The sequence below is a fragment of the Mesomycoplasma ovipneumoniae genome (genome assembly GCF_024758565.1).
Lineage (GTDB): Bacteria > Bacillota_I > Bacilli_A > Mycoplasmatales > Metamycoplasmataceae > Mesomycoplasma > Mesomycoplasma ovipneumoniae_B.
Genome location: NZ_CP079199.1, coordinates 307,816 through 334,131, shown reverse-complemented (window position 1 = coordinate 334,131; position 26,316 = coordinate 307,816). Strand labels below are relative to the sequence as shown.

The 26,316-nt window shown below is 26.8% G+C and carries 24 protein-coding genes; 11 read left to right on the top strand and 13 right to left on the bottom strand.

Translation table 4 applies throughout. The annotated features are described in order from the left end of the window. Positions 1 to 36 precede the first annotated feature (36 nt). The 8 genes from KW512_RS01230 (at position 37) to KW512_RS01195 (ending at position 7,174) form a co-directional block, all read left to right on the top strand. Entirely contained in the window at positions 37 to 1,170 is a 1,134-nt protein-coding gene (locus KW512_RS01230; protein ID WP_258841683.1) for a DnaJ C-terminal domain-containing protein, read from the top strand. A 52-nt stretch (positions 1,171 to 1,222) separates the two neighbouring features. Next, positions 1,223 to 1,906, top strand: a complete 684-nt coding sequence (gene cmk / locus KW512_RS01225) for a (d)CMP kinase (protein ID WP_258841682.1) — start codon at positions 1,223 to 1,225, stop codon at positions 1,904 to 1,906. A gap of 19 nt (positions 1,907 to 1,925) precedes the next feature. Further along, positions 1,926 to 3,239, top strand: a complete 1,314-nt coding sequence (der, locus tag KW512_RS01220) for a ribosome biogenesis GTPase Der (RefSeq protein ID WP_258841681.1) — start codon at positions 1,926 to 1,928, stop codon at positions 3,237 to 3,239. 36 nt (positions 3,240 to 3,275) lie between these two features. After that, complete coding sequence (locus KW512_RS01215) at positions 3,276 to 3,548, top strand: HU family DNA-binding protein (RefSeq protein WP_010321324.1); 273 nt, start codon at positions 3,276 to 3,278, stop codon at positions 3,546 to 3,548. An 11-nt stretch (positions 3,549 to 3,559) separates the two neighbouring features. Beyond that, positions 3,560 to 3,790 (top strand): hypothetical protein, encoded by a 231-nt coding sequence (locus KW512_RS01210; protein WP_258841680.1) that lies wholly within the window; start codon positions 3,560 to 3,562, stop codon positions 3,788 to 3,790. Then, positions 3,791 to 5,587, top strand: coding sequence for a translation elongation factor 4 (gene lepA, locus KW512_RS01205; protein ID WP_258841679.1), 1,797 nt, complete (start codon positions 3,791 to 3,793; stop codon positions 5,585 to 5,587). A gap of 67 nt (positions 5,588 to 5,654) precedes the next feature. Beyond that, positions 5,655 to 6,611 (top strand): MSC_0882 family membrane protein, encoded by a 957-nt coding sequence (locus tag KW512_RS01200; protein WP_258841678.1) that lies wholly within the window; start codon positions 5,655 to 5,657, stop codon positions 6,609 to 6,611. A gap of 296 nt (positions 6,612 to 6,907) precedes the next feature. Further along, entirely contained in the window at positions 6,908 to 7,174 is a 267-nt protein-coding gene (locus KW512_RS01195; protein WP_258841677.1) for a hypothetical protein, read from the top strand. A gap of 132 nt (positions 7,175 to 7,306) precedes the next feature. On the opposite strand, the gene KW512_RS01190 is transcribed toward KW512_RS01195, so the two are convergent. The 7 genes from KW512_RS01190 to KW512_RS01165 form a co-directional block, all read right to left on the bottom strand. Next, on the bottom strand, positions 7,307 to 8,095 hold the full coding sequence (locus KW512_RS01190) for a hypothetical protein (RefSeq protein ID WP_258841676.1): 789 nt from the start codon (positions 8,093 to 8,095) through the stop codon (positions 7,307 to 7,309). Next, positions 8,096 to 9,517, bottom strand: coding sequence for an Eco57I restriction-modification methylase domain-containing protein (locus tag KW512_RS01185; RefSeq protein WP_258841675.1), 1,422 nt, complete (start codon positions 9,515 to 9,517; stop codon positions 8,096 to 8,098). 135 nt (positions 9,518 to 9,652) lie between these two features. Then, positions 9,653 to 10,552, bottom strand: coding sequence for a hypothetical protein (locus tag KW512_RS01180; protein WP_258841674.1), 900 nt, complete (start codon positions 10,550 to 10,552; stop codon positions 9,653 to 9,655). Between the two features lie 100 nt (positions 10,553 to 10,652). Then, positions 10,653 to 11,090 (bottom strand): hypothetical protein, encoded by a 438-nt coding sequence (locus KW512_RS01175; protein WP_258841673.1) that lies wholly within the window; start codon positions 11,088 to 11,090, stop codon positions 10,653 to 10,655. A 493-nt stretch (positions 11,091 to 11,583) separates the two neighbouring features. Further along, positions 11,584 to 12,495, bottom strand: a complete 912-nt coding sequence (locus KW512_RS01170; protein WP_258841672.1) for a hypothetical protein — start codon at positions 12,493 to 12,495, stop codon at positions 11,584 to 11,586. Between the two features lie 269 nt (positions 12,496 to 12,764). Next, complete coding sequence (locus tag KW512_RS03915) at positions 12,765 to 12,983, bottom strand: hypothetical protein (protein ID WP_334319792.1); 219 nt, start codon at positions 12,981 to 12,983, stop codon at positions 12,765 to 12,767. A 62-nt stretch (positions 12,984 to 13,045) separates the two neighbouring features. After that, complete coding sequence (locus tag KW512_RS01165; RefSeq protein ID WP_258841671.1) at positions 13,046 to 13,810, bottom strand: MurR/RpiR family transcriptional regulator; 765 nt, start codon at positions 13,808 to 13,810, stop codon at positions 13,046 to 13,048. An 867-nt stretch (positions 13,811 to 14,677) separates the two neighbouring features. Here KW512_RS01165 and KW512_RS01160 point away from each other — a divergent pair. Genes KW512_RS01160 through KW512_RS01150 form a run of 3 tightly spaced genes read left to right on the top strand, consistent with a single transcriptional unit; the run spans position 14,678 to position 17,666 of the window. After that, positions 14,678 to 16,147 (top strand): PTS mannitol transporter subunit IICB, encoded by a 1,470-nt coding sequence (locus KW512_RS01160; RefSeq protein ID WP_258841670.1) that lies wholly within the window; start codon positions 14,678 to 14,680, stop codon positions 16,145 to 16,147. Then, positions 16,147 to 17,247, top strand: coding sequence for a mannitol-1-phosphate 5-dehydrogenase (locus KW512_RS01155; RefSeq protein ID WP_258841669.1), 1,101 nt, complete (start codon positions 16,147 to 16,149; stop codon positions 17,245 to 17,247). The genes KW512_RS01160 and KW512_RS01155 overlap by 1 nt, the downstream gene beginning before the upstream one ends. Next, complete coding sequence (locus tag KW512_RS01150) at positions 17,238 to 17,666, top strand: PTS sugar transporter subunit IIA (RefSeq protein WP_258841668.1); 429 nt, start codon at positions 17,238 to 17,240, stop codon at positions 17,664 to 17,666. Before KW512_RS01155 ends, KW512_RS01150 begins: the two co-directional genes overlap by 10 nt. A gap of 475 nt (positions 17,667 to 18,141) precedes the next feature. Here the strand turns inward: KW512_RS01150 and KW512_RS01145 are convergent, their stop codons facing one another. The 6 genes from KW512_RS01145 to KW512_RS01120 all read right to left on the bottom strand — a co-directional run bounded on the left by KW512_RS01145 (position 18,142) and on the right by KW512_RS01120 (position 26,147). Further along, positions 18,142 to 18,540: a hypothetical protein gene (locus tag KW512_RS01145; protein WP_258841667.1), complete on the bottom strand. Its 399-nt coding sequence runs from the start codon at positions 18,538 to 18,540 to the stop codon at positions 18,142 to 18,144. 846 nt (positions 18,541 to 19,386) lie between these two features. Next, positions 19,387 to 20,118 carry a hypothetical protein gene (locus tag KW512_RS01140; RefSeq protein WP_258841666.1) on the bottom strand — a complete coding sequence of 244 codons (732 nt, stop codon included), beginning with the start codon at positions 20,116 to 20,118 and terminating at the stop codon, positions 19,387 to 19,389. A 287-nt stretch (positions 20,119 to 20,405) separates the two neighbouring features. Next, complete coding sequence (locus KW512_RS01135) at positions 20,406 to 21,143, bottom strand: hypothetical protein (RefSeq protein ID WP_258841665.1); 738 nt, start codon at positions 21,141 to 21,143, stop codon at positions 20,406 to 20,408. A gap of 80 nt (positions 21,144 to 21,223) precedes the next feature. Next, complete coding sequence (locus KW512_RS01130) at positions 21,224 to 23,581, bottom strand: ATP-binding cassette domain-containing protein (protein WP_258841664.1); 2,358 nt, start codon at positions 23,579 to 23,581, stop codon at positions 21,224 to 21,226. Next, complete coding sequence (locus KW512_RS01125; protein WP_258841663.1) at positions 23,568 to 25,451, bottom strand: hypothetical protein; 1,884 nt, start codon at positions 25,449 to 25,451, stop codon at positions 23,568 to 23,570. The genes KW512_RS01130 and KW512_RS01125 overlap by 14 nt, the downstream gene beginning before the upstream one ends. A 3-nt stretch (positions 25,452 to 25,454) precedes the next feature. Next, the gene (locus tag KW512_RS01120; RefSeq protein ID WP_258841662.1) at positions 25,455 to 26,147 is read right to left on the bottom strand and encodes a hypothetical protein; all 693 of its coding nucleotides are present in this window, start codon (positions 26,145 to 26,147) and stop codon (positions 25,455 to 25,457) included. Between the last annotated feature and the right edge of the window lie 169 nt (positions 26,148 to 26,316).

Here is a 26,316-nt window from a genome sequence, read left to right as displayed (position 1 = left end):
AAGTTTTTAAATTTAAAAAAAGGAAATGTCAATTTTATGGCAAAACAAGATTACTATAAAACTTTAGGAATTGACAAAAACGCAACATTATCTGATATTAAAAAAGCCTACCGAAACTTAGTTAATATTTACCACCCTGATAAAAACACAAAAAAATCACCTGAAGAACAAAAACAAGCTGAAGAAAAATTCAAAGAAATTCAAGAAGCATACGAAATTCTTTCTGATGATTCAAAAAGAAGTCAATATGACCGTTATGGCCATTCAGCTTTTGATCAACAAGCTGGGGGTGGTGGAGGCTTTTCTGGGTTTTCAGGTTTTGATTTTGCTGATATTTTTTCAAGTTTTACTTCCGGTTTTGGTTTTGGTGGTTCGCGACGAAGCCAAAAATACAGCGGCCCTTTAAGAGGTGAAAATTTAACTGCCCGAATTTATATTAGCTTTATTGAGTCAATTTTAGGCACAAAAATCAGCCAAAAACTTACTAAATATTCCCAATGTGACCAGTGTAAAGGTTCGGGCGCAAATTCTGACTCAGACATAAAAACTTGTTCAAACTGTCATGGACAAGGAGTTCAAACCGAAGTCATTAACATTCCTGGATTTGGTCGTATGCAAAATCAAACAACTTGTTCGGTGTGTTCAGGAAGTGGAAAAACTGTTACAAAAAGTTGCAAAAAGTGCCGTGGAAAAACAATAATTGAAACCAAAGAAGAAATTGAAATTTCAATTCCCGCCGGAATTAGAGACGGAATGTTCATTCGGGTTGCAGGATTTGGTGGTCCTGGTCACAAAGGCGGGCCTTCTGGCGATCTTAATATTGAAATTAATGTTCGCGCGCACAAATACTTTTCAAGATCAGGAAATGACATTCATGTTGAGATGCCGGTTTCAATAATTGATGTTATTAATGAAAATAAAGTCGAAGTTCCTAGTCCAACTGGAATGAAAAGTTTGCAGCTTTATAGTCATTATAAGTCAGGGCAGACCGTAATTATTGCCCGCGCAGGTGCGCCTGATCCACAAAATCAAAGAATAATCGGCGATTTACGGGTAAAATTAGTTTTTTATGTTCCTGAATTTAGCAGTCGACAAAAAAACGAACTCAACCAAGTTTTTAGCCAAATAAAAGATAAAGTCAAAGCAAAATGGCTAAAAGAGTTTCAATAATTTAAAAAACAATTTATAATTACAAATAAATTGTTTAGGGAATCAATTTTATATGTCTTTTAAAAAAATAAATATTGCAATTGACGGACCTTCAGGGGTTGGAAAATCTAGTATTGCCAAACAAATAGCACTTAAATTTAATTATTTATTTATAAATACAGGCGCACTTTATCGTGCAGTTGCCTTATTTTGCCAAAATCACAAAATTAATGCTGAAAAAGAAAGTCAAGTAACAAAAAAATGAGATCCTAATGTTTTGTTACTTGATAAAAACGGTGATGTTTGGCTTGAAAATCAAAATGTAACTGAATTGCTACGTGATGATTTAATTTCAAAAAATGCGGCAATAATCGCTCAGTATGGCAAAATTCGCGCTGATATTACCCAGCTTTTACACGATTTTCAAAGAAATAACAAAGGACTTGTCGTTGAAGGTCGCGATACAACTTATAATATTATGCCAGATGCAGATTTAAAAATTTTTCTATGAGGCGATGCCCAAACGCGCGCAAAAAGGCGCTTAAAGCAAAATGCTTGTTTAAATTTGGAAACAAATTTTCCCGAAGTTCTAAAATCAATTGAGCGCCGCGATTATCTTGATATGTCACGGAAAATAAATCCACTAAAAAAAACTATTGATTCAGTTTTTATTGACACAACCAACTTTAATCAAGATGAAATTGTCGAGCAAATTTCAAAATTAGTCCTAAGAAAAATTTCGCAAATGGAAAATTAATTTCTTTTTTTACTTTATTATGAAAAACTTAGTCGCCCTTGTTGGCAAAGCAAATGTCGGAAAATCAACACTTTTTAATCGAATAGTTGGAAAAAAAATTTCAATTACCGATCCAACCCCTGGTGTTACAAGAGACCGAATTTACGAAAACGCGCGCTGAAATAGCAAGGATTTTACCTTAATTGACACAGGTGGAATTCAAATTGAAACTAAAAATTTTCAAGAACTAATTAGAATTCAACTCCAAATTGCAATTGAAGAGGCACAAATTTTAATTTGAGTTCTTGACGGAACAGCGGGAATTGATTCTGAAGATCATTTTGTCCTGAATTTATTGCGAAAATCGCAAAAAAAGATAATTTTAGTGGCAAATAAACTTGATAATTCCAAAAATTTTGATCCAAGTATTTATGAACTTGGATTTGAAAAAATTTTTGGAATTTCAGCTTTGCACGGTCAAGGTGTTGGTGATCTTCTTGATTTTTTGGTTAGTAATTTTGAAAAAACTACCAAAAATCAGCAATCTTTTTTTAAATTAGCAATCATTGGTAGACCCAACGCTGGAAAATCTAGCCTTTTAAATCGAATTTTAGGTCAAAATCGTTCAATAATTTCTGACATTCCGGGAACCACGCGCGATTCGATTTCTGGGCTGTGAAAAATAGAAGGCGAAACTTTTGAAATAATTGACACTGCTGGAATCAAAAAAAAATCTAAACTAGTAGAATCTGTTGATTTTTACGCGCTTTTACGCGCTTTTCGGTCTCTTGATGATGCTGATCTTAGTTTAATTTTAATTGATGCTACTCAAGATCTTCATCATTTTGACCTTAGAATTGCCGGATATGCCTGAGAAAGAAACAAACCGATTATAATTGTTATTAATAAATGAGACTTGATCGAGAAAAATACCTTAACTCAACAGCAATTTGTTAAAAAAATACGTGAAAAATTTAAATTTCTCGATTGAGCCCCAGTAATTTTTATTTCAGCAAAAACCGGTGAAAAAATTCATAAACTTGCTGAACAAATTTTAGAAACTAAAAAAAATTTATCAAAAAAAATACCAACAAACCACTTAAATCAATTTTTAATGGAAATTCAGCTAATTCAGCCACACCCGAATGTCAATGGGAAAAAGGTATTTTTCAATTTTATTAGTCAAATTAGCGCTAAAATTCCGAGTTTTGTGTTTTTTGTAACTGACAAAAATTTGGTTCATTTTTCATATCAGCGCTATATTGATAACCAAATTCGAAAATATTTTGATTTTTTTGGCTGTCCAATAAAAATTATTTATAAAAATATAAAAAAAAGTGGTAAAATAAGTTAAAATTAAAGCGATTTAATAAGAATGGAGCACAAAAAAATGAACAAAAAAGAACTAATTGAACAAATAGCTAACGAAACAAATTTGCCTGTGAAAAATGTTGAGCTTGTTTTAAATCAATTTTTTGGAATAACAGCTGATGTTGTAAAAAAACAAGGAAAATTAGTGATAAATTCTTTTGGAACATTCCAAGGAGTTTTTAAACCTGCCTCTTCATCTTTTAATCCGCTCACTAAAAGTCAGATTACAGTCGAAGCTAAAACAACAATAAGATTTAAACCTTCAAAAGTTTTAAAAGATTATATTGCCTAAAAAGGTTGTAAATGTTCAAAAAAAAACAAAAAAAAGGTAATGTTAAGTACAAAACTGCAAATCAAGTAATATATGGCAATGTTGTTTTACAAAAATTAAAAGAAATTAAATACGGTAAAAGAATAGCCTTATTTTTACTTCTCTTTTTTGCGGTTGTTGGTCTAATTTTAATAATTATTTTTATTGTTTTTCAATTTGCTGGAAGTGGGAATAATATCCAGGAAGTCATTTCGCGAAACTAAATGGAAAATACAAAAATTCGCAATTTTGCAATAATTGCTCATATTGATCACGGAAAATCCACACTAGCCGACCGAATTCTTGAGTTTACAAACACAGTTTCAAAGCGTGAATTAAAAGATCAGCATCTTGATTCGATGGACCTTGAAAAAGAACGAGGGATCACAATCAAACTAAATGCTGTTCAAATTCGTTATAATTCTTATATTTTTCACCTAATTGACACCCCAGGACATGTCGATTTTACTTATGAAGTTTCTCGATCACTTGCTGCAACCGAAGGTGCGTTGCTTTTAGTTGATGCAAGTCAAGGAATTCAAGCCCAAACTTTAGCCAACGTTTATTTAGCGCTTGAAAACAATTTAGAAATAATTCCAATTATAAATAAAATTGACTTGCCTTCGGCAAATGTTGAAAAAGTTAAGCAAGAAATTGAGTCAACAATTGGAATTTCAGCTCAAAATGCAATTCTCATTTCGGCAAAAAACGGCATTGGGATTGAAAATGTTCTTGAGGCAATTGTAAAATATATCCCGCCTCCTAAATATTCAAGCGAAAAAGATCCTTTAAAAGCTTTGGTTTTTGATTCTTATTTTGATATTTATCGTGGTGTTGTAATTTTTGTTCGTGTTGTAACTGGAAAAATTAGTGTCGGAAATACTTTTAAATTTATGGCTAATAATTTAAAATTTTCCGTAATTGAGCTAGGAATTTCTAATCCAAATCAGGTTAAAAAGAATGACTTAGTTGCCGGCGAAGTTGGCTGAATTGCCGCCTCAATCCGTAATGCAAAAGATGTAAATGTTGGTGATACAATAACTCTGCTCGAAAATCCAGCCAGTTCACCGCTTCCAGGTTATAAAAAAATGGTACCTGTAATGTATACAGGATTTTATCCTATCGATTCACAACAATATAATCTTTTAAAAGACTCGCTTGAAAAAATTTCGCTTTCAGATTCGTCAATAATTTATGAGCCAGAGTCATCAAAAGCGCTTGGTTTTGGTTTTCGCATTGGGTTTTTAGGCCTTTTACATATGGAAATATTGCAAGAACGTCTTGAAAGAGAGTTTAATGTCGGAATTATTGCAACAGCGCCCTCTGTAGAATTTGAAATAACTCGAACTAACGGTGAGATTCAAAAAATTTCCAATCCAAGTTTGTTTCCTGAACCTAATTTTATTAGCGAAATTAGGGAACCTTATATTTTGGCTAAAATTTTTCTGCCTGATGAATTTTTAGGTGCAATTATGGGACTTTGTCAAGATCGCCGTGGAATTTATGTTGATCTTGAATATATTGATGATTTTCGTCGCCGTTTAATTTATAAATTACCATTAGTTGAAGTGATTTTTGACTTTTTTGATCGGCTAAAATCACTTTCAAAAGGTTATGCTTCTTTTGAATATGAGCTAATTGGATTGCAACCTTCAAAATTAGTTAAGTTAGATATTTTACTTAATGGTCAAAAAATTGATGCCCTTTCAATGATAGTTCATAAAGATTTTTCTTATCCAAAAGCGCGTGATTTAACGCAAAAATTAAAAGAAATAATTCCAAGACATTCATTTGAAGTGCCAGTTCAGGCCGTTATTGGTTCAAAAGTTATTGCTCGCGAGACAATTAAGGCTTATCGTAAAGATGTTACTGCCAAATTATATGGTGGTGATGTTACAAGAAGAAAAAAACTTTTAGAAAAACAAAAAGCCGGAAAAAAACGAATGAAGTCATTCGGGGTTGTTGATGTTCCCCAAGAAGCATTTTTAGCAATTTTAAAAACTAATATTAACGAAAAATAGTGTATAATTTCTACAAAAGGGAAAAATTTAGGAAAAATATATTTGTTTTTCCTACTTTTGTGAAATTATGAAAAAAAGACAAAACTTTAATAACAGCAACTACCATAAACGACCTAGTTTTACAAATTCAGCCTATCGTGACTCAAGGCACTATAAAAACGTGCAAAATCGTCCTGATAGTCAAGAAAATTTTGATGATTCAGATGAATATTTTGCCCAAAAAAAATATTATCGCCCTGAACATAAAAGTCCTCAAAGTTACTCAAACCATTTAATTGAAGAAAATTATTATCAAGCAATGGAGCAAAAAACTCTTCAACAAGAGGCAAATGCTTTTATTTCAAAAGAAGTGAGAAAAATTTTTGGGCTAGAATTATTTTTTTTACCACTAAAGGCACTTTTTTGATTCTTAGCTTTTTTAGCAATACTAATTGTTTCATTACTTTGAGTTTATGAGTATATTCCAAGTTGAAATTATGAGCAAAAATATTTACCACTTTTGATAATTCCCGGAATTATCGGCGCAATTATAATATTTTTATTTGTAAAAACCTTGTTAGACTATCGGGCAATTAAAAAATCAGTTGAATATTTCCGCTCACAGCTCAGAAATAATTCTCACAGACTTGAAATGCCGCCAATGATTCCTTGATTAGTTAAAAAACTGAATCAAAAAGAGGTAAATGCAATTTGACTAGGTGCTTTTAGTTTGCTTGGGACAGCGATTTTAGGTTTAGTTTATTGAATTACTTTAAAATATTATCCAGAAAAAAATATTCAATTTTCAACCGAATTTATTATAAGTATGGTCTCAACTGGCGGATTTTTTATTTTAATGCTTGTTTATGACTTAACACTTCGTCGGCGTTTATCAAATATTGAAGCAATTTTTGGTCATGTTTACCGTAAAAATATTAATATTGAATCAATCCGTTTTCGTCGCCATATGCTTTGAGCAATTTTCACAGTAGTTATTTTCCTAATTTTAAGAAAAATTGCCAAACGTAAAAAAATAATTACTTAATTAATAAAGCTAAAATAAAGAAACATCCATTTTTAGGATGTTTTTTCTTTAAACTCCTGAGTTTGACAGTTTGATGGCAAAAATTCACTTTTTAGTGAATATGAATATGAAAAAATGCTCGTAAATCCCGGTTTTTGAGACTAAAATCTTAATTTTTATTATTTTAAAATTAAGATTTTGGAAAAATGCTTGTCCTAAAATATAAATTAGTAGAAAACCTAAATTATAAGTTAGTATATAAACTAATTATATGAATTTTTTTGTACTAATTTTAAAAAAAGTATTATAATAATGGTATGAAAAGTCCAATAAGTACTCGTGGTAAAAACAAATCTCCACGCAAACCAAAAAAGAAATATACAATTAACGATCTCTCTGAAAACGATCGTGAAGTTTATCAAGACATAATGGAGACAGTTCTTAGAAGATCCGGAATTGACCCTGCAATTATTTTTGAGGAGCTTAAACAACGAAAACAAGAACTAGAACAAGAGCAAAAACGAAAACAAGAACTAGAGCAACAACAAGAAAAAGAACCAGATAAAGATAAAATCGAAAATTAGGCTAGTATAAAAACTAGTTGTTTGAATTTTTCTGCTAATTTTCAAGAATTTCTACTTAATACTTTATATAAATAGTTGTGTTTTTACCTTCATTTAATAGAAAAATTCTTAATTTTTAAGATATTTAAAAATTTAATTTTTCACATGACCTTTAATTAAATAACTGATTCTATTAATAAAATCATCATAATCATTTATTATTACGGAATTTTGGATTTGAGTTTCTATTGGTTTTAGTATATTTGAAAATTCAAAAGCATTGAAACAATTGTCAAGGTGAAAATTAGCAACCGTTTTATAATCTTCAAAATTTTCAATTTCATTTATATTATTGTGTTCAGAATTATTTTCTAAATTTAAGCAAGCAAAATTGATAATTACAATTAAAACTTTATTAGGTATATGTCTAAAATCTGATTGATTTTCAGTTGAAAGTTTTGCATATTTAAGAAAGTTCTTATAATTTAATTTTTCTCATTTTTTGTTAATTCTATTTTTAGAAAAATAAGGAATCTGTTCAAAAATAATTAAGATCTGAAAATATAATTTATCATTTTGACTACGAATATTGGCAGTTTCTCCAAGCATATTTTCAAAATAATTTATTGAATTTTGTAAATAATTTTGCACAACAAACTTAAGACCTATACCAGCAATTATTTCATTTTTATATTCAATTCCGATATCTACTTTTTTATCATAATACCGGCCGATCATTTTAGCTTCTTTTTGAAATTGATTGCCGTTATCAAAACCTAATGAATATATTTTAAAATCTTGACCTAAGTTTTGCAACATTGAATTAGCAACAAAAGTATGAATTATCTTTATTTTTTCAGTTGATCTTGACGAACCTTTATGAAGATAAGTTATAAAACCTTCTTTAATTATTTCTAAAAAATCATTGTTTAATTTTTTCATTTACACCCCAAGCATAAAGTCTAAATATTTTTTAACATCTTTTGTTGAAAAAGTATAATAACCACCATTTTTGTATTTTCCTAATAATTCTACGAAGTCAAGAAAAACTTCACTTTGCAATTTTTCAGCAATTGATTTATAGTCAATTTTTTCGCTTATAATGTAAAAACCACTATAAATACAGGTGTTTTTTTGGATTAAACTTATTTTTAAGGGCTTGTTTTCTTTGACTAATGAATTTAAAACTAACCTTTCCTTATCAGTGTCTGAAATAGCTTGTCTTCGTCCAAAACTATATCAAAAATTTTTATTTGAATGGTCAAAGCTACGTTTTTGAAGTTTTTCTTTAAAAAAACTAAGGTGCTCAAAAATTTCTAGTTGCTGTTTTAATTCAGAATCTGTAATAATTTGGAAATTTTTGATATTATACGGAAAAATGATTTTTGCCCATTTTCCATTTGATGCTTTTAAAACGGGCAAAATATATTCGGAATTAAAGTTAAAATCACCAATAAAAACTGAATCAGCCAAAGTTGCTAAACCATTTTTGACACTAATATCAGTTTTTTTCTTGTCATAAATAATTTCCTTTAGAAAAGTTAGCTTTTCTGGAGTTGAAAAATAAAATTTATTATCTAAATAAAATTGCTCATATTCTAGTTTAGAAACAAGAAAAATTGAATTTGTTTTATCATCAAAATTAAAATAATCAACCGTTTGATTTCTGGCTGATTTGTCAATTGTGAAAATTGTTGTATAAGTTGTTGCTTTAAAAAATTGATGATGTTTATGGTCAACAACTGATTTTATGATTTTATTTTTGTATAAAAATTCCCGAAAAATTGAGCCTGCTTTAGATGTAAAAAATGAAGACGGACTAACATAAGATAAAATTCCATTTTCACTTAACATTTTAATACCAATTTCATAAAAAGCAAGGTAAATATCTGTCATGCCAATCGTTGAAAAATTAAAATTTTTCAACGATTTATTATTATTTAAATTATGAATGCGAATATAAGGTGGATTTCCTACAACAAAATCCATTTTTCCGTTAAAATGTTCAATTTCAAGGGTATTTTTAGCTTTAAAATCTCAGTTTACTCCTTCAATTTTATAATTTTGAACAACCAAATTTGCACGGAAAATAGCATTTTTCACATGTTTTTCATCAATATCAATGCCATGAATATAAGTTTCTAATTGATGCTTAAGCGATTTTAAATTCGAATTTTCTCTAAAAAAAGCCTTGCAATAACGTTCAATAATTTTAACTAAAAATTGACCATTACCGCAACTATTATCGATAATATGTTTTTTAAGTATGTTTTCTTTGTAACCAGCTTGATCTAAAATAAGGTCAACCAATAAATCTGGTGTAAAAACTTGCCCATTTAATTTTTGACTAACATTCTCATGCATAATAAACTTTTATTTCTTATTTTATTTTAAATTACGAAGTTAATTTAAAATTATACCAAAACAAGTAAATAACCCAATAAAATTGTAATCTATAAAATTTTTGAGTGTTTAAAACCTCTTAAAACTTTACAAAAATTAAATTTTAAATACAAAAAATTTAATTAGTCATTCTAGAATAAACGGCACTACAAAAATAGTAACGAAAACTAGACCAATATGCTTGATGATTAAGCGAAAATCATCAAATAGTGAAACCGGAACACTAAAAGAATAAGTTAATACTCAAAACGAGTATCAAAATGTAATAAAATTTATAAAAACTGAAAATAGATAAATAATTAAGAAACGAACTTGCCGTTTTTTAATAATAGGATTTAAATCAGAGTTTTTTGTATTAAATGAGAAGACGTGTAAAAATATATTAAAATAATAGGAAGGCAAAAATACTCTAGTAGTTAATCACAAACCGTCAATCATAACAAAAATATTTTCAATGATTTTATCAGGGTTATATCTATCTTTTTTTCTTACATTCATTCAAATATAAACGCTTTTTTTCTTTATAAGATTATAATTTTTTTCAAAATCAAAATTAGCTAAGAAATCAAATTGTTTATTTATATCTAATTTACCTAAATTTTTTTTACATTTCTTCACTAGGTAAAAATTAAAAATTTTTTGGAAAAAACTACACAAATATGAATAAGGCAACAACAGGGGCAAGTAAAAAATTGCTTCGATAAAATGTCGAAAAAAGTAATTATCAAAAACTTTTGTATTAAAATGAATTAAAAAATCAAATTTAAGCGTAAAAATTAGTACTAAAATAACTAAAAAAAGTGGTACTGGATAACTTATTAAAAACAGTGTGAATAGTAAAACAAAGTGTTTGATTGTTTTTTTATCAGGATTAAATTTAAATACAAGAAAGAAGAACAACCTAAAATACAAAATATTACCTAAAATAGGTACTTTTGAAAATTCTCTAGGAATTTTCAAATTAATAAATTTTTCAACAGTCAATCAGAAATACATTTTTACAAAACAAATTTCCTTAAATTAAATTAATAAACTAGTTAAACTACCCTAAAAATCAACCATTTTGCCTTTAATAATACTATCAAAAAATAAGAATTTATTTCTCAAATAGTCAAAAAGTTATTCATAATTTAGGATGATAAGCCGCCGTGGGTAGCATGAGAAAACCAAAAATTATACTAAGTAAACCAGAAAGTAATAATTGTTTTGCTTCGTCATTAGTATCATTTAAATTGCCATTTATTTCAGATGTATTTTCCATTATAAAATAATATATTATTCAAAACGGATATCAAGTTAATATAAGTTGTATAAAAACAAAAGTAAAATAAACGTATAAAAAGATTTTCCAGTTTTTTTTAGAAATATTTGAATTTGTAAATTCAGTAGCATTGAACAAAAAAACTTCTAAAATTATATGTGCAAAATATTTTGGTAAATTTCAATTAACTTTTCACCATCAACTTTGGATAATAATAAAAATATTTTCAATTATTTTTTCTGGGTTATACCAATGTTTTTTTTCAACGCCCATATAAAATTTTCGTTGACATAGAAATTTATAATGTTTAGTATAATTAAAATTGTTTAAAAATGGGAATTTATTATTTGTGTCCAATTTGCCAAGATTTTTTTTAACTTGTTTTACCAAGTATAAATGAAAAATTTTTTGAAGAAAACCTGAAAAATACGAATAAGCCACAATTAAAAGTGAGTAGCCTATTATTTCGATCAAATGCCGAATAAAATAATTATTAAAAAACTTTAAATCTAAATTCCTTAGAAAATCAGCATTACCGGTAATTAACAATGTTATTATAACTAAAAAAAGAGGGGCTGGATAGCTTATTAAAGAAAGTACTACAAATAAAAAGTAATGTTTTATTGTTTTTTTATCAGGATTAAATTTAAAAACTAAAAATGAGAATAGTTTAAAATACAAAGTATTACCTAAAATAGGAATTTTTAAAAATTTTTTCGGTATTTGAAGGTTTATAAATTTTTCAACTGTTAATCAAAAATTCATTTTAAGCTGTATGCTCTATAATTATGGAAACAATAGATTGAAAAACATCAAGTCAAACCAAGGCAATTTTAACTTGGGGTGCAAGTAAACTTGCACCGAGTAATGTCGCTCTTGCTGTATATTGTGCTGCTTTTATTTTATTTATTGTTGATCGTACAGTTAATATTGTTTTCCACGATAGTACCGCAGACCCACCTGCAACGAGCACCATATAATCCTTTGTTTTAATGGCTGACCAATCCTTATCATATACAAGACTATTATAAGCCTGTTTATATTCAACAGAAAGTCAGGTTAACATACCTCCAGCTGCTGCACTAGAGGCGGCTGCGCCAAACATAAAACCAAAACCATAGCCAACCGCAAGCCCAAAATTTATAGCAGCAAAAGAGGCGCTAGTAACATGCTCTTTTCATAATTTATTTGCAAAATCTTCCATCGTCATAGAATTGGGCGAATTATTTGAAAATGTTTGTGGTTTTAGATTTGTTATTTTATTAGCTTTAGGTTGGGAATTAGAAGGTTGATAATCAAATATTTCTTTAATTTTATTGGAAGATATCCCTTTCTTTTCCAACATTTCTTTGGCAAGTTTTTTTGCATCTAAATCTGGATTTTGTGAAATTTTGTCGATAAATTGTTGAAAATCTTTCTCAAATTTTGAAAAATCATTAATATAGGGCTTAGAATTTGGGTCTGTTGATGAGAAGGATTTAACATTACTTTGCCTTAGCTCGGCAATTACCTTCGAAGATTCTGATTTTAGTGCGTCCTTAAAATCAGAATGGAATATACTTTTTTGCTCATCATTAATTGCTTTTTGTGATTTGCTTAAAAATACAAAAGGCAAAGAAACTGCTACTGATCCGACAATTACGCCAAATAAAATTGATAGTTTTGAAAATTTGGTCATTTTTTTCACCTCTTTAACTACTATTATAACTATGAATAATATAATAAATTCTGTTGAGTTAGTATACCAATTTAGGTTTTTAATTAATAGAAAAAATTCACATAATTAGTTTTTTATCTATCATTTTAATTTTACCACTTTTTTTAATTTTTTCTAGCATGTTCATTTTAAAAGATATGCACAAATAATTTACCTCATATACAAAACTGAACTTTTATATGATAGACAACTTTCAAGTTTTGAATTGTTGTACAAATCAATAAATCAACTTATTTCTTGATAAGAAACACTCACATTTTCAAAATTTTGACCTTTAATATTAATCAATTCTCGTTGTAAAATGCACAAAAAAATTTAATAAGGTGGTTTGCAAGAGCATTACCTTTTGGTAACATAAGTTGCTGGATATTGTTTTGTTTTAAAAAATTAGCAAATTTGTGGTTAGTATATTCCACGCCATGATCTGAATGGAAAAAATTTTGGCTTATTTTATACTTTTTTATTGCTTGTTTTACTAAGTTTACCGAAGTTTAGTACAGTAAAATATTGACTAATTTTTAAGTAAATTAATAATTTGCATTATCAAATAAATAAAAGCAATTCGTGCTGAAGTGTGCTTTTCAAGAACGTCCTCATTTTTGAAAGTTAAGAAACTAATTGAGGATTGCTTGAATAAATTACTCTCATAATTTGAAGTAAAGGAAATAATATTGCAATTTTTAGATTTCATTGTTTGAACTAATCGATCTATCTCTAAATGCATACCAGAAAAACTAAAGAAAACGCAAACACTAAAATCAACAGATTTTTCTACTCATTTCTGCTGAACTTCAAAGTCATAATGATAATCGACATAATATTGTAATTTCGATAAATAATTAGCAAAAATCTGAATTATTTCTAAATTTGATCCTTTACCAAAAAATATAATATGCCGCACCTTCTTTAACAAGGCAACAAATTTTATAATAGAATCATGGTTTATCTTATAAAGATTATCGAGATTTTTACTAATAAGAGAATGATATAGGCTAACTGTTGTATTTTTGCTGGCAATTTTGTTGTTCGAAAAACGACTTTTTTGAATTTGCATATAAGAATAATTACGGTCAAGCGCTGGCAATAGATCTTTTAGCCCTTTAAAACCGAGTTTTTTGCAAAATTTTATTACCGAAGCTGTTGAACAATTAGCATTTTTAGCAATTATACTTAATTTTAAAGTCATAATTTTGGTGATATTTGAAATCAAAAATTTAGCAATTTCCTTATCAATAAAATTATGATTTTGCTTAGAAAACCACAGTAAATCATTCATCAAATTACTATCCATTTTATAAAATTATACAATATAACAATTTATTATAGTAACATAAAATACTATTAATGCATATAGCGATAACTTGATAAAGCTTGTGATCAAAGACTTTTTAAAAAAAGGAATTTTGATTATAAATTTTTGCTAGTATACGATTTTTGCTTGATTTTTTAGAATTTTTCATACCATTAATACAGATTTTTTAGTGTAGAACTAAATGTCACAGATTTTTACACTACCATCAAATTTAGCAAAAAATAGTAATTTTTGTTTTAATTTGTAAACTTAATTTTAAAGCAATGAAAAATTAACATAGTAATTTTAAAATTAGCATTGGTATAGAAAATACCAACTAATTTTTAGCAAATTAACAATTTGCATTTCAGATAAACACAATGGCTAATGAAATTTAATTTTCAAAATACCATTAACATTAAAAAACTAAACAAAGATTATTGTATAAATCAATTTAATAATTTGAAAATATTGATAGATTTTAACCTTTATCCAAAGCATTGTATGCTCGATATTTTAAGCAACATCACTATTTTTACAATAAAATCACGTTTTAAATTGTAAAAATAGTGATGAAATTCTTGTTAATGTGAGCATGATTTAAACCAATAATTCTATTTTATAAACAATTTTGTTATCACACGAGCATTTTTTTGGGCTACTAATAAGGATGAGCACGACCAAACGGTGGCAAAAATCCTTAAATTCTTTAACTTTAATTTTACAAAATTTAACTGTTAAAATCTAGAATTCCTTCATCAATGAAAATATGATTCTGCCTTGGCGGTCAATCAAATTATTAATCAAATTCACATATACTCCACAAAATTGTATCGATATTAAGGAGGTTTTATGGCAAATTTAATCAAAACTATTAAAACTAAAATTCAGTCCTTTGGCGGACTTTTAGGACAAATGATAATGCCAATTATCGGTATTTTTATTGCCTGAGGTCTACTTACATCTTTTTTTATTCCCACAGGTTGAACACCGAATAAAGATCTTGCAGCCATGGTAGGTGTTGGAATTACTTATATAATTCCAATTTTAATTTGCTTTCTTGGTGGTTATAAAATTTACAAAATTCGAGGTGGTGCGATTGCTGGAGTTGTAGCAATTGGTGCGGTTGCTGCTGGTCAGTCAGAAATTTTTATAAATATTACTGGCGGTACAGCACCAATGCTAGTTGCAGTTATGCTATTTGGTCCAATTTCAGCGCTTATTTTGAAACACACAGAAAAATTTTGAATTAATAAAATTCCAAGTGGCTATCAAATGCTGGCAAATAATTTTTATCTTGGAATTCTCGGATTTGTGCTTTTATTCCCCGTTTATTATTTATCAATTTATTTTATTGGCTACTTTATTAAATCACTCGGGTTTTTGACCCAAAAAATGGGAGAGTGAAAGTTATATCCTTTAATTGCCTTAATTGTTGAACCTGCAAAAATACTTTTTCTAAATAATGCAATAAATCATGGTGTTTTTACAACTTTAGGAACAATTCAAGTAACTGAAACTGGCAAGTCAATTTTATTTTTATTAGAATCAAATCCTGGACCAGGATTAGGGCTTTTATTATTCTATCTAATTTTTTCAAAAGAAAAACAAATTAAAGGACAAACAGCTTCCTCAATTCCAATCCATTTTTTAGGTGGAATTCACGAGGTTTATTTTCCTTTTGCTATTTTAAGACCAGTCTTAATTTTATCACTAATTGCTGGAGGTATTTTTGGAAATTCAATTTTGCAAATTTTTAATGTTGGCGCAGTTGCTCCTGTCTCACCAGGTTCGATTATTGCTCAGTACATCCAAGTAGAAAAATCGACAAATTCATTAGTTGGTATTACAATTGCGATTTTCGGATCCGCTATAGTGACTTTGATAAGTGCCTGAGCTATCAATTTTTTAACAAAACTACTAAATAAAAACAAGCAAAAAACTGAAAATTTAGACATTAATCATACAAAAAAATTGATTGAAAGTGAAAAATTAAAAACAAAGAGCGCTCAACAATTAAATCCAAAAAAGATTGTTTTTGCTTGCGATGCGGGCATGGGTTCTTCTGTAATGGCTGCTTCAATTTTAAGGAAAGTTTTAAAAGATAATAATGTTGCTGACATTGAAGTTTCTAATTTAGCGATTGCCGATTTGACTGGCGAAGAAGAGCTTATTATCACAATTCAAAGTTTAGAAGATCGTGTTAAATCCAAAAATTCCAAAGCTAAAATTATTTCCTTAAGTCAATTTTTAGATAGAAAATCCTATGAAAATATAGCTACACAACTTAAAAATAACCAAGAAAATAAGGAAAATTTCTAATGAAAGTTGTTCATTTTGGAGCCGGAAATATCGGTCGCGGATTAATTGCAAAATTATATCAAGAAAATCAATTTGAAATTATTTTTGTTGATGTTAATGATAAATTAATTAATGAGCTAAATCAAAAAGGATTTTATTATGTTATTAACTTTGAAAATGGTCAAAAATATAAAGTGAGAAATTATTTTGCTATTAATCTAAGTGATGAAGAAAAATTATTAATGCATTTAAAAAACGCCGATCTGATTTCGACTTCTGTTGGATCCGAAAATTTAATTCATTTGAGGTCAATTTTTGCAAAATTAGCAAAAATTGAGCAAAAAAGTAAACAAATTATCTGTTTTGAAAACGGATTTCGAGTTAGTAGTAACTTTAAAAAAGGTCTTGAAAACTGTAAATTTTGGCAATTTGTTGATACAACAATTGATCAAATCGCCCCGAGTTCGACAGATTTAAATGTTTATACCGAAACCTACTCAGAAATTATTATTAAAGAAGAAAAACAAAAAATTAAACTAAAGGGAGTAAAATATCTAGAAAATTTAGACTATTTTATTTTACGAAAATTATTTTTTGTCAACACTTTGCACTCGGGAATTGCATATTTGGCATATATTTTAAAATATAATTATATTCATGAAGCTTTAAATTCACCAGTAATTCAAAAATACATTAGTCAACTAAAAATTGTTTTAATTAAAGTTCTTTGATTCCAAAATACCTTAATTAATCAGAGCGAACTTGAGTTATATTTTGAAAAAACAATTAAAAGATTTGAAAATCCAATTTTACAAGACTCGATTATACGCGTTGCTCGGAATCCGATCACTAAAATAGGCAAAAATGAAAGATTTAATTTGTTATTGAAATATGCCAAGAATGCAAAATTAGAACCAAAAGAATTAGAGATAATTTATAGAACTTTTGCAAATATTTTAAATTATGACTCAAAACAGGATATCCAAGCAATGAAAATGCAGGAAAAGCTTGTAAAAAATCCCGAAAAATTTTTAAAAATGCAAACAAATTTAGAAGATTTTGAAATCAAAACAGTGCTTAAATTTTATGATAATATAAAAGGGGAGAAGAAATGGATTTAAAAATAGAAAATATCCAATTAAATCAAACTATTGAGTCAAAAAAGGAAGCATTTACAAAATTAATTGAAATTTTCCAAGCAAAAAATTGTTGTAAATATGAATATTTACAATCAATGGAGAAACGTGATTTAGAATCATCAGTTGCTCTTGGTAACTATCTTGCCCTAGCCCATGGAAATTATGAAAGCAACGATTTAATTTTTAAAAATTGTATTGAAATTATTCACTTAAAAAACACACTATACTGAGATGATCAACCAATTAGATTTATTATTGGGTTAGCTGTAAAAAATGTTGATCAGATTAATTATATAGAAAAAATAGGGCTTGCATTTATTGAAATTGAGAAAGTTGAAGAAATTTTAAATAGTCAAAATTTAACTAAAGAAAAAATCCTTAACTGAATAAATCAAGCCTAGAACTTAAGTTTTACTAAAATTAATTGGTTTTTTGGTTGACTAGCGCTTTTGCCAAAAACAATCTGATTGATGGTTAAAAATTTTTCTTGCTTTTGTAACTAATTAATATTATTTATGTAATTTAATAGTTTTTTTCATAAGGTAATAAAATTCTAAATTTTAGTGTAAATTATTTATGCTCAATTAACTTGCACCCTTAGTCTAATAAGAAATTAACGCTCAAAATAAGGCTTGTTTTAATAAAATAACAAAACTCCCGCCACTTTGGTGGGAGTTTCTTTCAAATTTTGAAATGTTAAACAAATCAATAAATCAACTTATTTTTTGATAAGTAATAGTCACATTTTTGAAATTTTGAAATTCAAAATTAATTCTCGTTACAAAACAGATAAAAATTATTGGTTAGTTTGTGGTGGTTATTTTTTGAAAGTATTAATTTATTTGTGCTTTGATTTCCTAAAAAATTTATCCAATCCTAAATTTCTTTAGGAATATATAATTTGAAAAAAGTACTTTTATAGGTTTTTTTAGATTCTTCAACAGAAACAGTCAAAAGATTATTAGAAATTTGCAATAATTGGAATTGCGATTGATTTATTCATGCTGCGGCAGTAAGAGCAATAACAAAAAATATAAAACCAGTTATCATCGAATATGCAATATCAGGAATAACAGATAAATTATTATCTCTTGTTGCAGCAACTGAATATATTGTTGTAAACATAAAATAGTAAAATAAAGTAAGGCATGCAATTAAAATAGCGACTAAAAATGATTCAACAATATAATATCTTAAATAAATCTTGTATAAAAATTTTTGTTTTTCTTCATAATCGAGATCTTGTTCATTAAATTTTGAAGCAGTTAAAGGCATTTGACCTCTTAACCAAATACCATAAGTGAAAATACTTCTTTTAACTTGAGGCACATTTTTTCAATTCTTAAAAGTTGAGGATACTTTTCTTTAAGTTTTTCATTTGATAAATTTAAAGCCTCTTTTTTGTATTTGGTAATAAATCAAATGTATCTTGAAAAGTTGAGAAAAACAAGCAAAAAAATCGAACCAAAAATAAATATTCTTAAAATAACTATATGTTCAGGAAAAAATAATTGAAAAAGTGTGCTTGATACAAAAATAAGGAATAAAAAAGCGTTTGAAACAACATAAAGGGGTTTAAAAAATAATAGTTTATAAAATACTAAAATTGATTTCATTTTAATAACCACTTGCGATAATTTTTTCTAAATTAAATCTAAATTATATACTAATTTAGGCATCATATAACCTAAAAAAATTAGAAATTATTTTCCCTAATCGGCTAAATAATGTGAAATTAAATTAGATTTCTATTTGAAAAAATCCATAAAAATTTAAAACAGAAAATTACGAACTCTCCCTAAAATTCTAAATTTTAGTTTAAATTATTTATGTGCGATTAACTTGTACCTTTATTCTAATAAGAAAATAACTACAAAAATAAGGTCTGTTTTAGTACAATAACAAAAATCCCGCCACTTTGGCGGGATTTTCTTTCAAGTTTTGAATTGTTATACTAGTCAATAAATCAACTTATTTTTTGATAAGCAATACCACATTTTTGAAATTCAAAATTAATTTTCGCTACAAAATAACATGAAAAATCATTGGTTAGTTTGTGGTGGTTATTTTTTGAAAGTATAAATTTATTTGTGCTTTGATTTTCTAAAAATTTATACAATCTTAATTTTCTTTAGGAAGATAAAATCTGATAAAAATACTTTTAAAGTCTTTTTTAGATTCTTCAACAGAAACAGTCAAAAGATTTCTAATAACTTGTATTAATTTGATTGTTGATTGATTTAATCATATTCAGGCAGCAAAACCAACAACAAGAAATATAATACCAGTTATGAACGCATATGTAAAATTAGGAATAACAGATAAATTATTATCTTTTGTTGAAACCGCTGTTGTAATTATAAAATAGTAAAATAAAGTATAGCATGCAATTAAAAAAGGGACTAAAAATAATTCAACAATGTGCAATTTTAAAATAATCTTGTGTATAAATTTTTGTTTTTCTTTATAGTCAGGATCTTGTTCATTAAATTTAGAAGCAATTAAAGGTAATTGAAGTTTTAACCAATTATTATAATCTGAAACTCTCTTTGCAAATCGAGCTGCATTTTTTTCAATTTTTAAAAGTTTAGGAAACTTTTTTTCAAGTTCTTCATTTGATAAATTCAAAGCCTCTTTTTTGTATTTGGGAATATATCAAATGTATCTTGAAAAGGTAAGAAAAACAAGCAAAAAAATTGAACTAAAAATAAATATTCTTAAAATAAGTATATGTTCGGGAAAAAAGTATTGAAAAGGTGTACCTAATAGAATAATAATTAATAAAAAAACGCTCGGAACAACATAAATGGGTTTAAGAAATACTAGTCTAATAAGTAGTAAAATTGATTTCATTTTGATAAACACCTACAATGATTTTTTCTAAATCAAATCTAAATTATATACTAATTTAGATATAATAGAGCCTAAAAAATTATAAACTATTTTTAAGAAGTTGGCTAACAGCTTTTTTGGAATATTTTAATGATATAAAAAAATAGATAAGATAAATAAGTAAGCTAGTTGAGAATCAAATCTAAATGAAATTGATAAAAATTTGTGTATAAGTTGGACTTATAAAATCAAGGAGTGTTCATAATTTTGTGATTTAACTTTGATTTTCTTAAAAAATTTATCCAATCTTAAATTTTTTTAGGAAGATAAAATCTAAAAAAAGTACTTTTATAGGCTTTTTTGCATTCCTCAGCAGAAAGAGTCAAAAGATTTTTAGAAATTTGTATCATTTTGGTTTTTGATATATTTATTCACGCTGTGGCAAACATACCAAGAATATAAAGTATAACACTAGTTACTATTGAATATATAAGACTATAATTAACAGAAAAATTATTAGTTATTGGAGTAACTGAAAATGTTCATGCAAATATAAAATAGTAAGATAAGGTAAAGCATGCAATTAAAATAACAACTAAAATTGATTCAACAATGTATAATCTTAAATGCATCTTGTGTAAAAATTTTTGTTTTTCTTCATAGTCAGTATCTTGTTCATTAAATTCAGAAGCAATTAAAGGTAATCTAGTTCTTAGTCAAAATTCATGAGCTAAAACGGGAGTTGCATATAGAGGTAAATTTTTTTCAATTCTTAAGAGTTGAGGATACTTTTCTTTAAGTTTTTCATTTGATAAATTCAAAGCCTCTTTTTTGTATTTGGAAATAAATCAAATGTATCTTGAAAGGTTAAGGGAAACAAGCAAAAAAATCGAACCAAAAATAAATATTCTTAAAATAAGTAAATGGTCAGGAAATGCTAATTGAAGAGGTGTGATTATTACAAAAATCAACGATAAAAAAACGTTTGAAACAATATAAAGGGGCTTAAAAAATAATAGCTTATAAAATAGTAAAATTGATTTCATTTTAATAACCACCTGCGTTGATTTTTTCTAAATCATATCTAAATTAGTATACTAATTTAGATATGAAATGACCTAAAAAATTATAAACTATTTTTAAGAAGTTCAGTAACAGGTTTTTTGTAATATCTTAATGATATGAAGAAATAGATAAGAAAAATAAGCAAACTAATTGAGAATCAAATTGCAATGAAATTGATAAAAATTTGTGTATAAGTTGGACTTATAAAATCAGCGGTTGTTATCAAACTATAAAAATATGGCATGCTAGGTAAACTTATTATTAGCCCTGATATTAAAATTAAGAAAGAAATTGCAAAAATATTTAATATGTGTAAGAAAAAGATTTTTTTAGTTTTTTCGCCTAGTGATTTAAGAATTCCAATTGATTTTAATTTTGATTGTGTTAGATTTTTTGCATAAAGAACTGAAAAAACTACTAATAAAACTATAAGAATTACTTGAATAACAAGTAAAGTTGCTTGCACAAAAAAAGTTGACCTTAAAAGCAAAGTTTTTATTGAGTCAAGATCATTTGAATATGAAAAATTTGGAAAATCCTTTTTAAATGAGTCTAAATTTTCACTAATATTTTCAGATTTTAAGAATATTTTTGCACCTCGTGGTCTTATTTCATTTCTATATTCATCACCATCATTGTGCATTATGATTTGCCGGCTAAGTTTACGTCTTTGTTCTTCGGGTGCGTCAACTTCAGATTTTTGTTCCTGCAAATGATGGTTTTCCTTTAGATCGAAAGTTCCGACTATTTTAAAAGGAATATCTTGCCCCCTTTTGTTTGATAATTGAACTTTAGACCCTATTTTTAGCTTCTCGTATTTGTCAGTACTCCCATTGTTTAAATCATCTATAATATTATTTATTTCATCAATAGTGTTAACTGAAACAACAATTTCATCTTTATTCTTAGGAAGCTCACCATTACTAATTTTTAAATTTTCTAGCTTTAAATCTTTTAAAAAATGATTTTTTTCAACTTCCAATTCTTCAAATCCTTTTGCATTCAAAGGAGCGATCATTATGTCACTGAAAAGTGACTCGCCGACTGTGTTTTTAACATAAAAAGCTTCTTCAATTTTTTTTGCTAAATTATAATGCAAAAAAGAGGGTATTGTGTTGAATACATCAGTTGAATAGTTTACTCCGACAATAGTAGCCTCAAAAATTGTTGGAATTTCATCAACATTCGAATTACGTATAGCTTTAATTTTAATTTTTTTGCCAATAGGATCAGTAATTTTTAATTTTTCGACAACTGAATTTGAAATAATTATCTCATCTTCATTTTGTATAAAATTACCTTGAAGGTTTTTGTCATCAAATTTAAACCTATTTTTAAAAAAATCAGATTCGTCGATTAATTCTATATCATTTTTCTCAGAAATTAATTCTTTGCCGTTATTATTGTAAGTAAAAGCAAAGTTGTGAGTTGAATAAACAGGAATAATTTTATTAACAATGCCTTTTTTAGTATTGAATTTCTCGATTTCTCCGTCAAAAAATGGCGCTATTCCCTTTTTTTGAACCTCAAAAGAATCTAAATTGTATTGATGAATTCGTTGCGAGTTAACGGCATTTGCTTGTGTATCAAGTGTTGCAAATAAATTTAGACTTAAAATGCTAATTAGAAATGTGATAATTAGTAATACTGTAATAATTATTTTATTTTTAAAATCTAGCTTCAAAAATAAAATAATTGATTTTAATTTGTCACTTATTTTTAAAGGTTTTTTTTCAAATTTAAAATCATAATCAGTTTTATTTAAGGTTTCGACTTTATTTATTTCTTCGATTTTATCAATTTCTAATATAGACTCATTTTTTAGGTAAATTATTCTGTCGCCGTATTTTTTAGCAAGATCTAAATTGTGACTAACTATCAAAATAGTCTTATTTTTCTTTAATATTTGTATTTTTTCAAAAAGAATTTCAGCATTTTCCACATCAAGATTTCCAGTAGGTTCATCTAACAAAATAAAGTCAGATTCACGCGCTAATGATCGCAAAATTGCGATTCGTTGTTTTTGACCACCTGATAAATCACTCACTTTATTTGCTAAATTTTCTTTTGAAATATTAACAAAACTTGCATTTTCTTCAATATTCTTTTCATCAATATTAAAATTTATTGCATTTGCGCCAATTTTAATATTTTCCATACCAGTAGCAGATTCAATTAGGTTAAAATCTTGAAAAACAACGTCAATTAAAGGGTTTTTAACAATTTTGTTATCTTTATAAAAAAGAATTTCACCTTTATCTTTTTGACTAAAATTAGCGATTAGGTTAATAAGAGTAGTTTTCCCAATCCCAGAAGGTCCAACAACAAAAACCAACTCATTAGATGGAATGTCCAGGCTAAAATTTTTGAAAATAGCTCTTCGGTTAAAATTTTTAGTCAAATTTTTAATTTTTATCATTTTTAAGTAGCCAATCTATTTGATAAGTCAGATAAATAGTTTTAATATTCAAAAAGCGTGTTTTACCTATTTTTTTATCAATTTTATCTAAAATATCTTTTTTTAGCAATGAAATAAATTTTTCTAATTTAGTAGAGTCTATTTGGTGCTCTAATTTTGATTTAATTGCGCTTTGAAACTCAATATACCAAAAAAGATGCTCTAAAAATTCAACGTTATTTATATTTTTTTCATCAAGATTTTGGTTTATGAATTCGACAATTTCTTTATTACAATCTAATTCATTCTTAAAAATAAATTTAATAAATAAGTTAATAAATTTTAAAAAAAACGGAGCATTTTTTTCTAGTTTCACATTTATAATATTGTCAAAAATTTGCTTGGAAACATTAATTTTTGTCGGCTTGTCTGTATTATAAAAACTATTTAATAGCGCAATTGTTTTAAACAAGTAAAAAAAATGAATTGGTTTTTTTACAAATTTATTATAATCAATTATTGTATTTAAAAAGTCTTTTTGACTCTTAAAAAAATCGGGATGAGTCTTAATTGAAAAAAATACATAATTATATAAGTCTTCAAAAAAATCAGGGTTATTCTCTGGTTTTTTTGTTGTTTTATTGAATAAGTCTTCTATAGCTTGATTTATTTTTTGTTTCTGATCATTGTTTCCTGTGCTTAGGTCTAAAATTTGCCTTAAAAAAATTGTTTTTGTAATATCAGGCGTTACAGGAAATAGAATATTTTCAATACTATAATCAATAATTTCCTTGTTTTTTTCAATCAAATCTTGTTCTAATTTTTGGTTATTTCCAAAATAATAATTAATTATAGAAACCATATAAAAAGCATATTCATCTGCTGAGTTAATAATTACATTTTTAGAAAACATTTTTATTTTTTCTCATTCAGAATCATTGTAATTATAAAAATTTTTTGTATTAAAATAAAAGGAGACTATTCCCGGTTCATCATTCATATCAGGTTTTATTTTAATATCATTGCTTTTAAAAGCCATTTCATAATAATCTTTTCAAGATTTTATTAAAGTATTAAGTGATTGTTGTTTCTGAACTAATGTATCGGTAAAATTAAATTTACCTAGAATATTAATTATCGATAAAAAAGGTATATATTTTCGAAAAAGTATGCGTTGTTTTTCTCTAAACTTTTTGTGATCATCATTAATTTTTATTAAAACCTCATTATTTTCAAAATTAAGATTAATTAATTCTTCCTTGATTCAATCTTTTATATCAAAAAATTCTTGAAAATCAAATCCATTTAATTTAAAATATAACAAAATGAAATTTAAATCCCGAAACAAATATTCTCTATCGTTTGTGACTTCGAATCTTTTCTTTTCTTTATTATAATATTTTGAAATTAAACTAATAAGTTTCAGCAAATTCTTTTTTGGATCTATATTTAAATAGATATTAGTTATGTAATAAAGCTGATTAAATTGAATTTGGTTGGGCAAATTAGGTGCTATTTTTAAAATTGAATTTATTTTTTCAAGTTGAGATTTATCACCTGTCATTTTTGCAAAAGCAAAAATATTATTTGCAGTTTCGAAATCATATTCATCCTGAAAATTGTTTTTTAGCGCATAACTTATTTGTTGCTTACCCCTTTTTAACTCATTTTCTAAAATAAATTCATTTATTTTTTCTATGTAAGAGTTGGAAAAAATAGCAGAGGAGTTTGTGCTATTAATTAATGTTTTAGGTTTGAATGCATTTACCCCAACTTCAATATTTTGATTAAGAAAATAATAAATTAATGGAACACTTATACCAATAGAACCTATGCTTGCGCCAATAATTGAAAAAATAACTCATTTTTTTGTAAAAATTTTAGATGACATCTATTATTCTTCTTCTTCGTCCAAGCTCTCGGATAATTGTGAAACACTATTATAAGTAGAATTAGACGTTAACAAAACCTTGGTATAATCATATTCGGCAGCAGCAGTTGCATATTGGTCAAAACTTGTAACCTTATATTTTCAACCATTAAAGTCATAAATAATTTTAGCATATTTACTATTATGTTTGGTAATTTCGCTAACTAGATATCCATTTGAATCGATTGCAATATTAGTGCTTGCTTTCCCACCTACGGAAAAATTACCATCGTATTTTACCTCTGCGCCTACTTGAAATGAAGGGCTTCCTATTCCCGAAATCCAAGATGTTACCGCTAAATGTATTTCTTCTGGGTTATCGTTATATCTATTTTTTCTTCTAAATTTTGTTTTGGCGATACCATCTCATGAAACTTTATCTTGATAAAATAAACCGCCATAGTATGCTAAATCTTGTCTGCCTTCCAATGATATTCCAAAATAAAATTTTTCATTAGATTTTTCAGCGTATTGTATTACATTATTCTTTTTATTTTTATTTACTGGAAGCTCAAAGCCAGTAAATGCGGCAAATACATAAGCATTAGCATTTGTTTTCTGTATCGCTACAATTGTTGGGGTTAGAATAGACAGTGATAAAGATGCAAAAAGCATTGAATAAATAGAGAGTTTTTTTATTTTTGTTTTTAACTTCATTAGTTCTCCTTATTAATTTTTTTATTTAAATTAATTCTTTATTTTAATAAAATTATAACAATAATTATATCATAAAATATCTTGTTTTTTATAATAATAAAAAAAAAAAAAAAAAAGATAACCCCCCCAACACTGAATCTAGAAGATTAAGTGTTGGGGTTTTTTACCA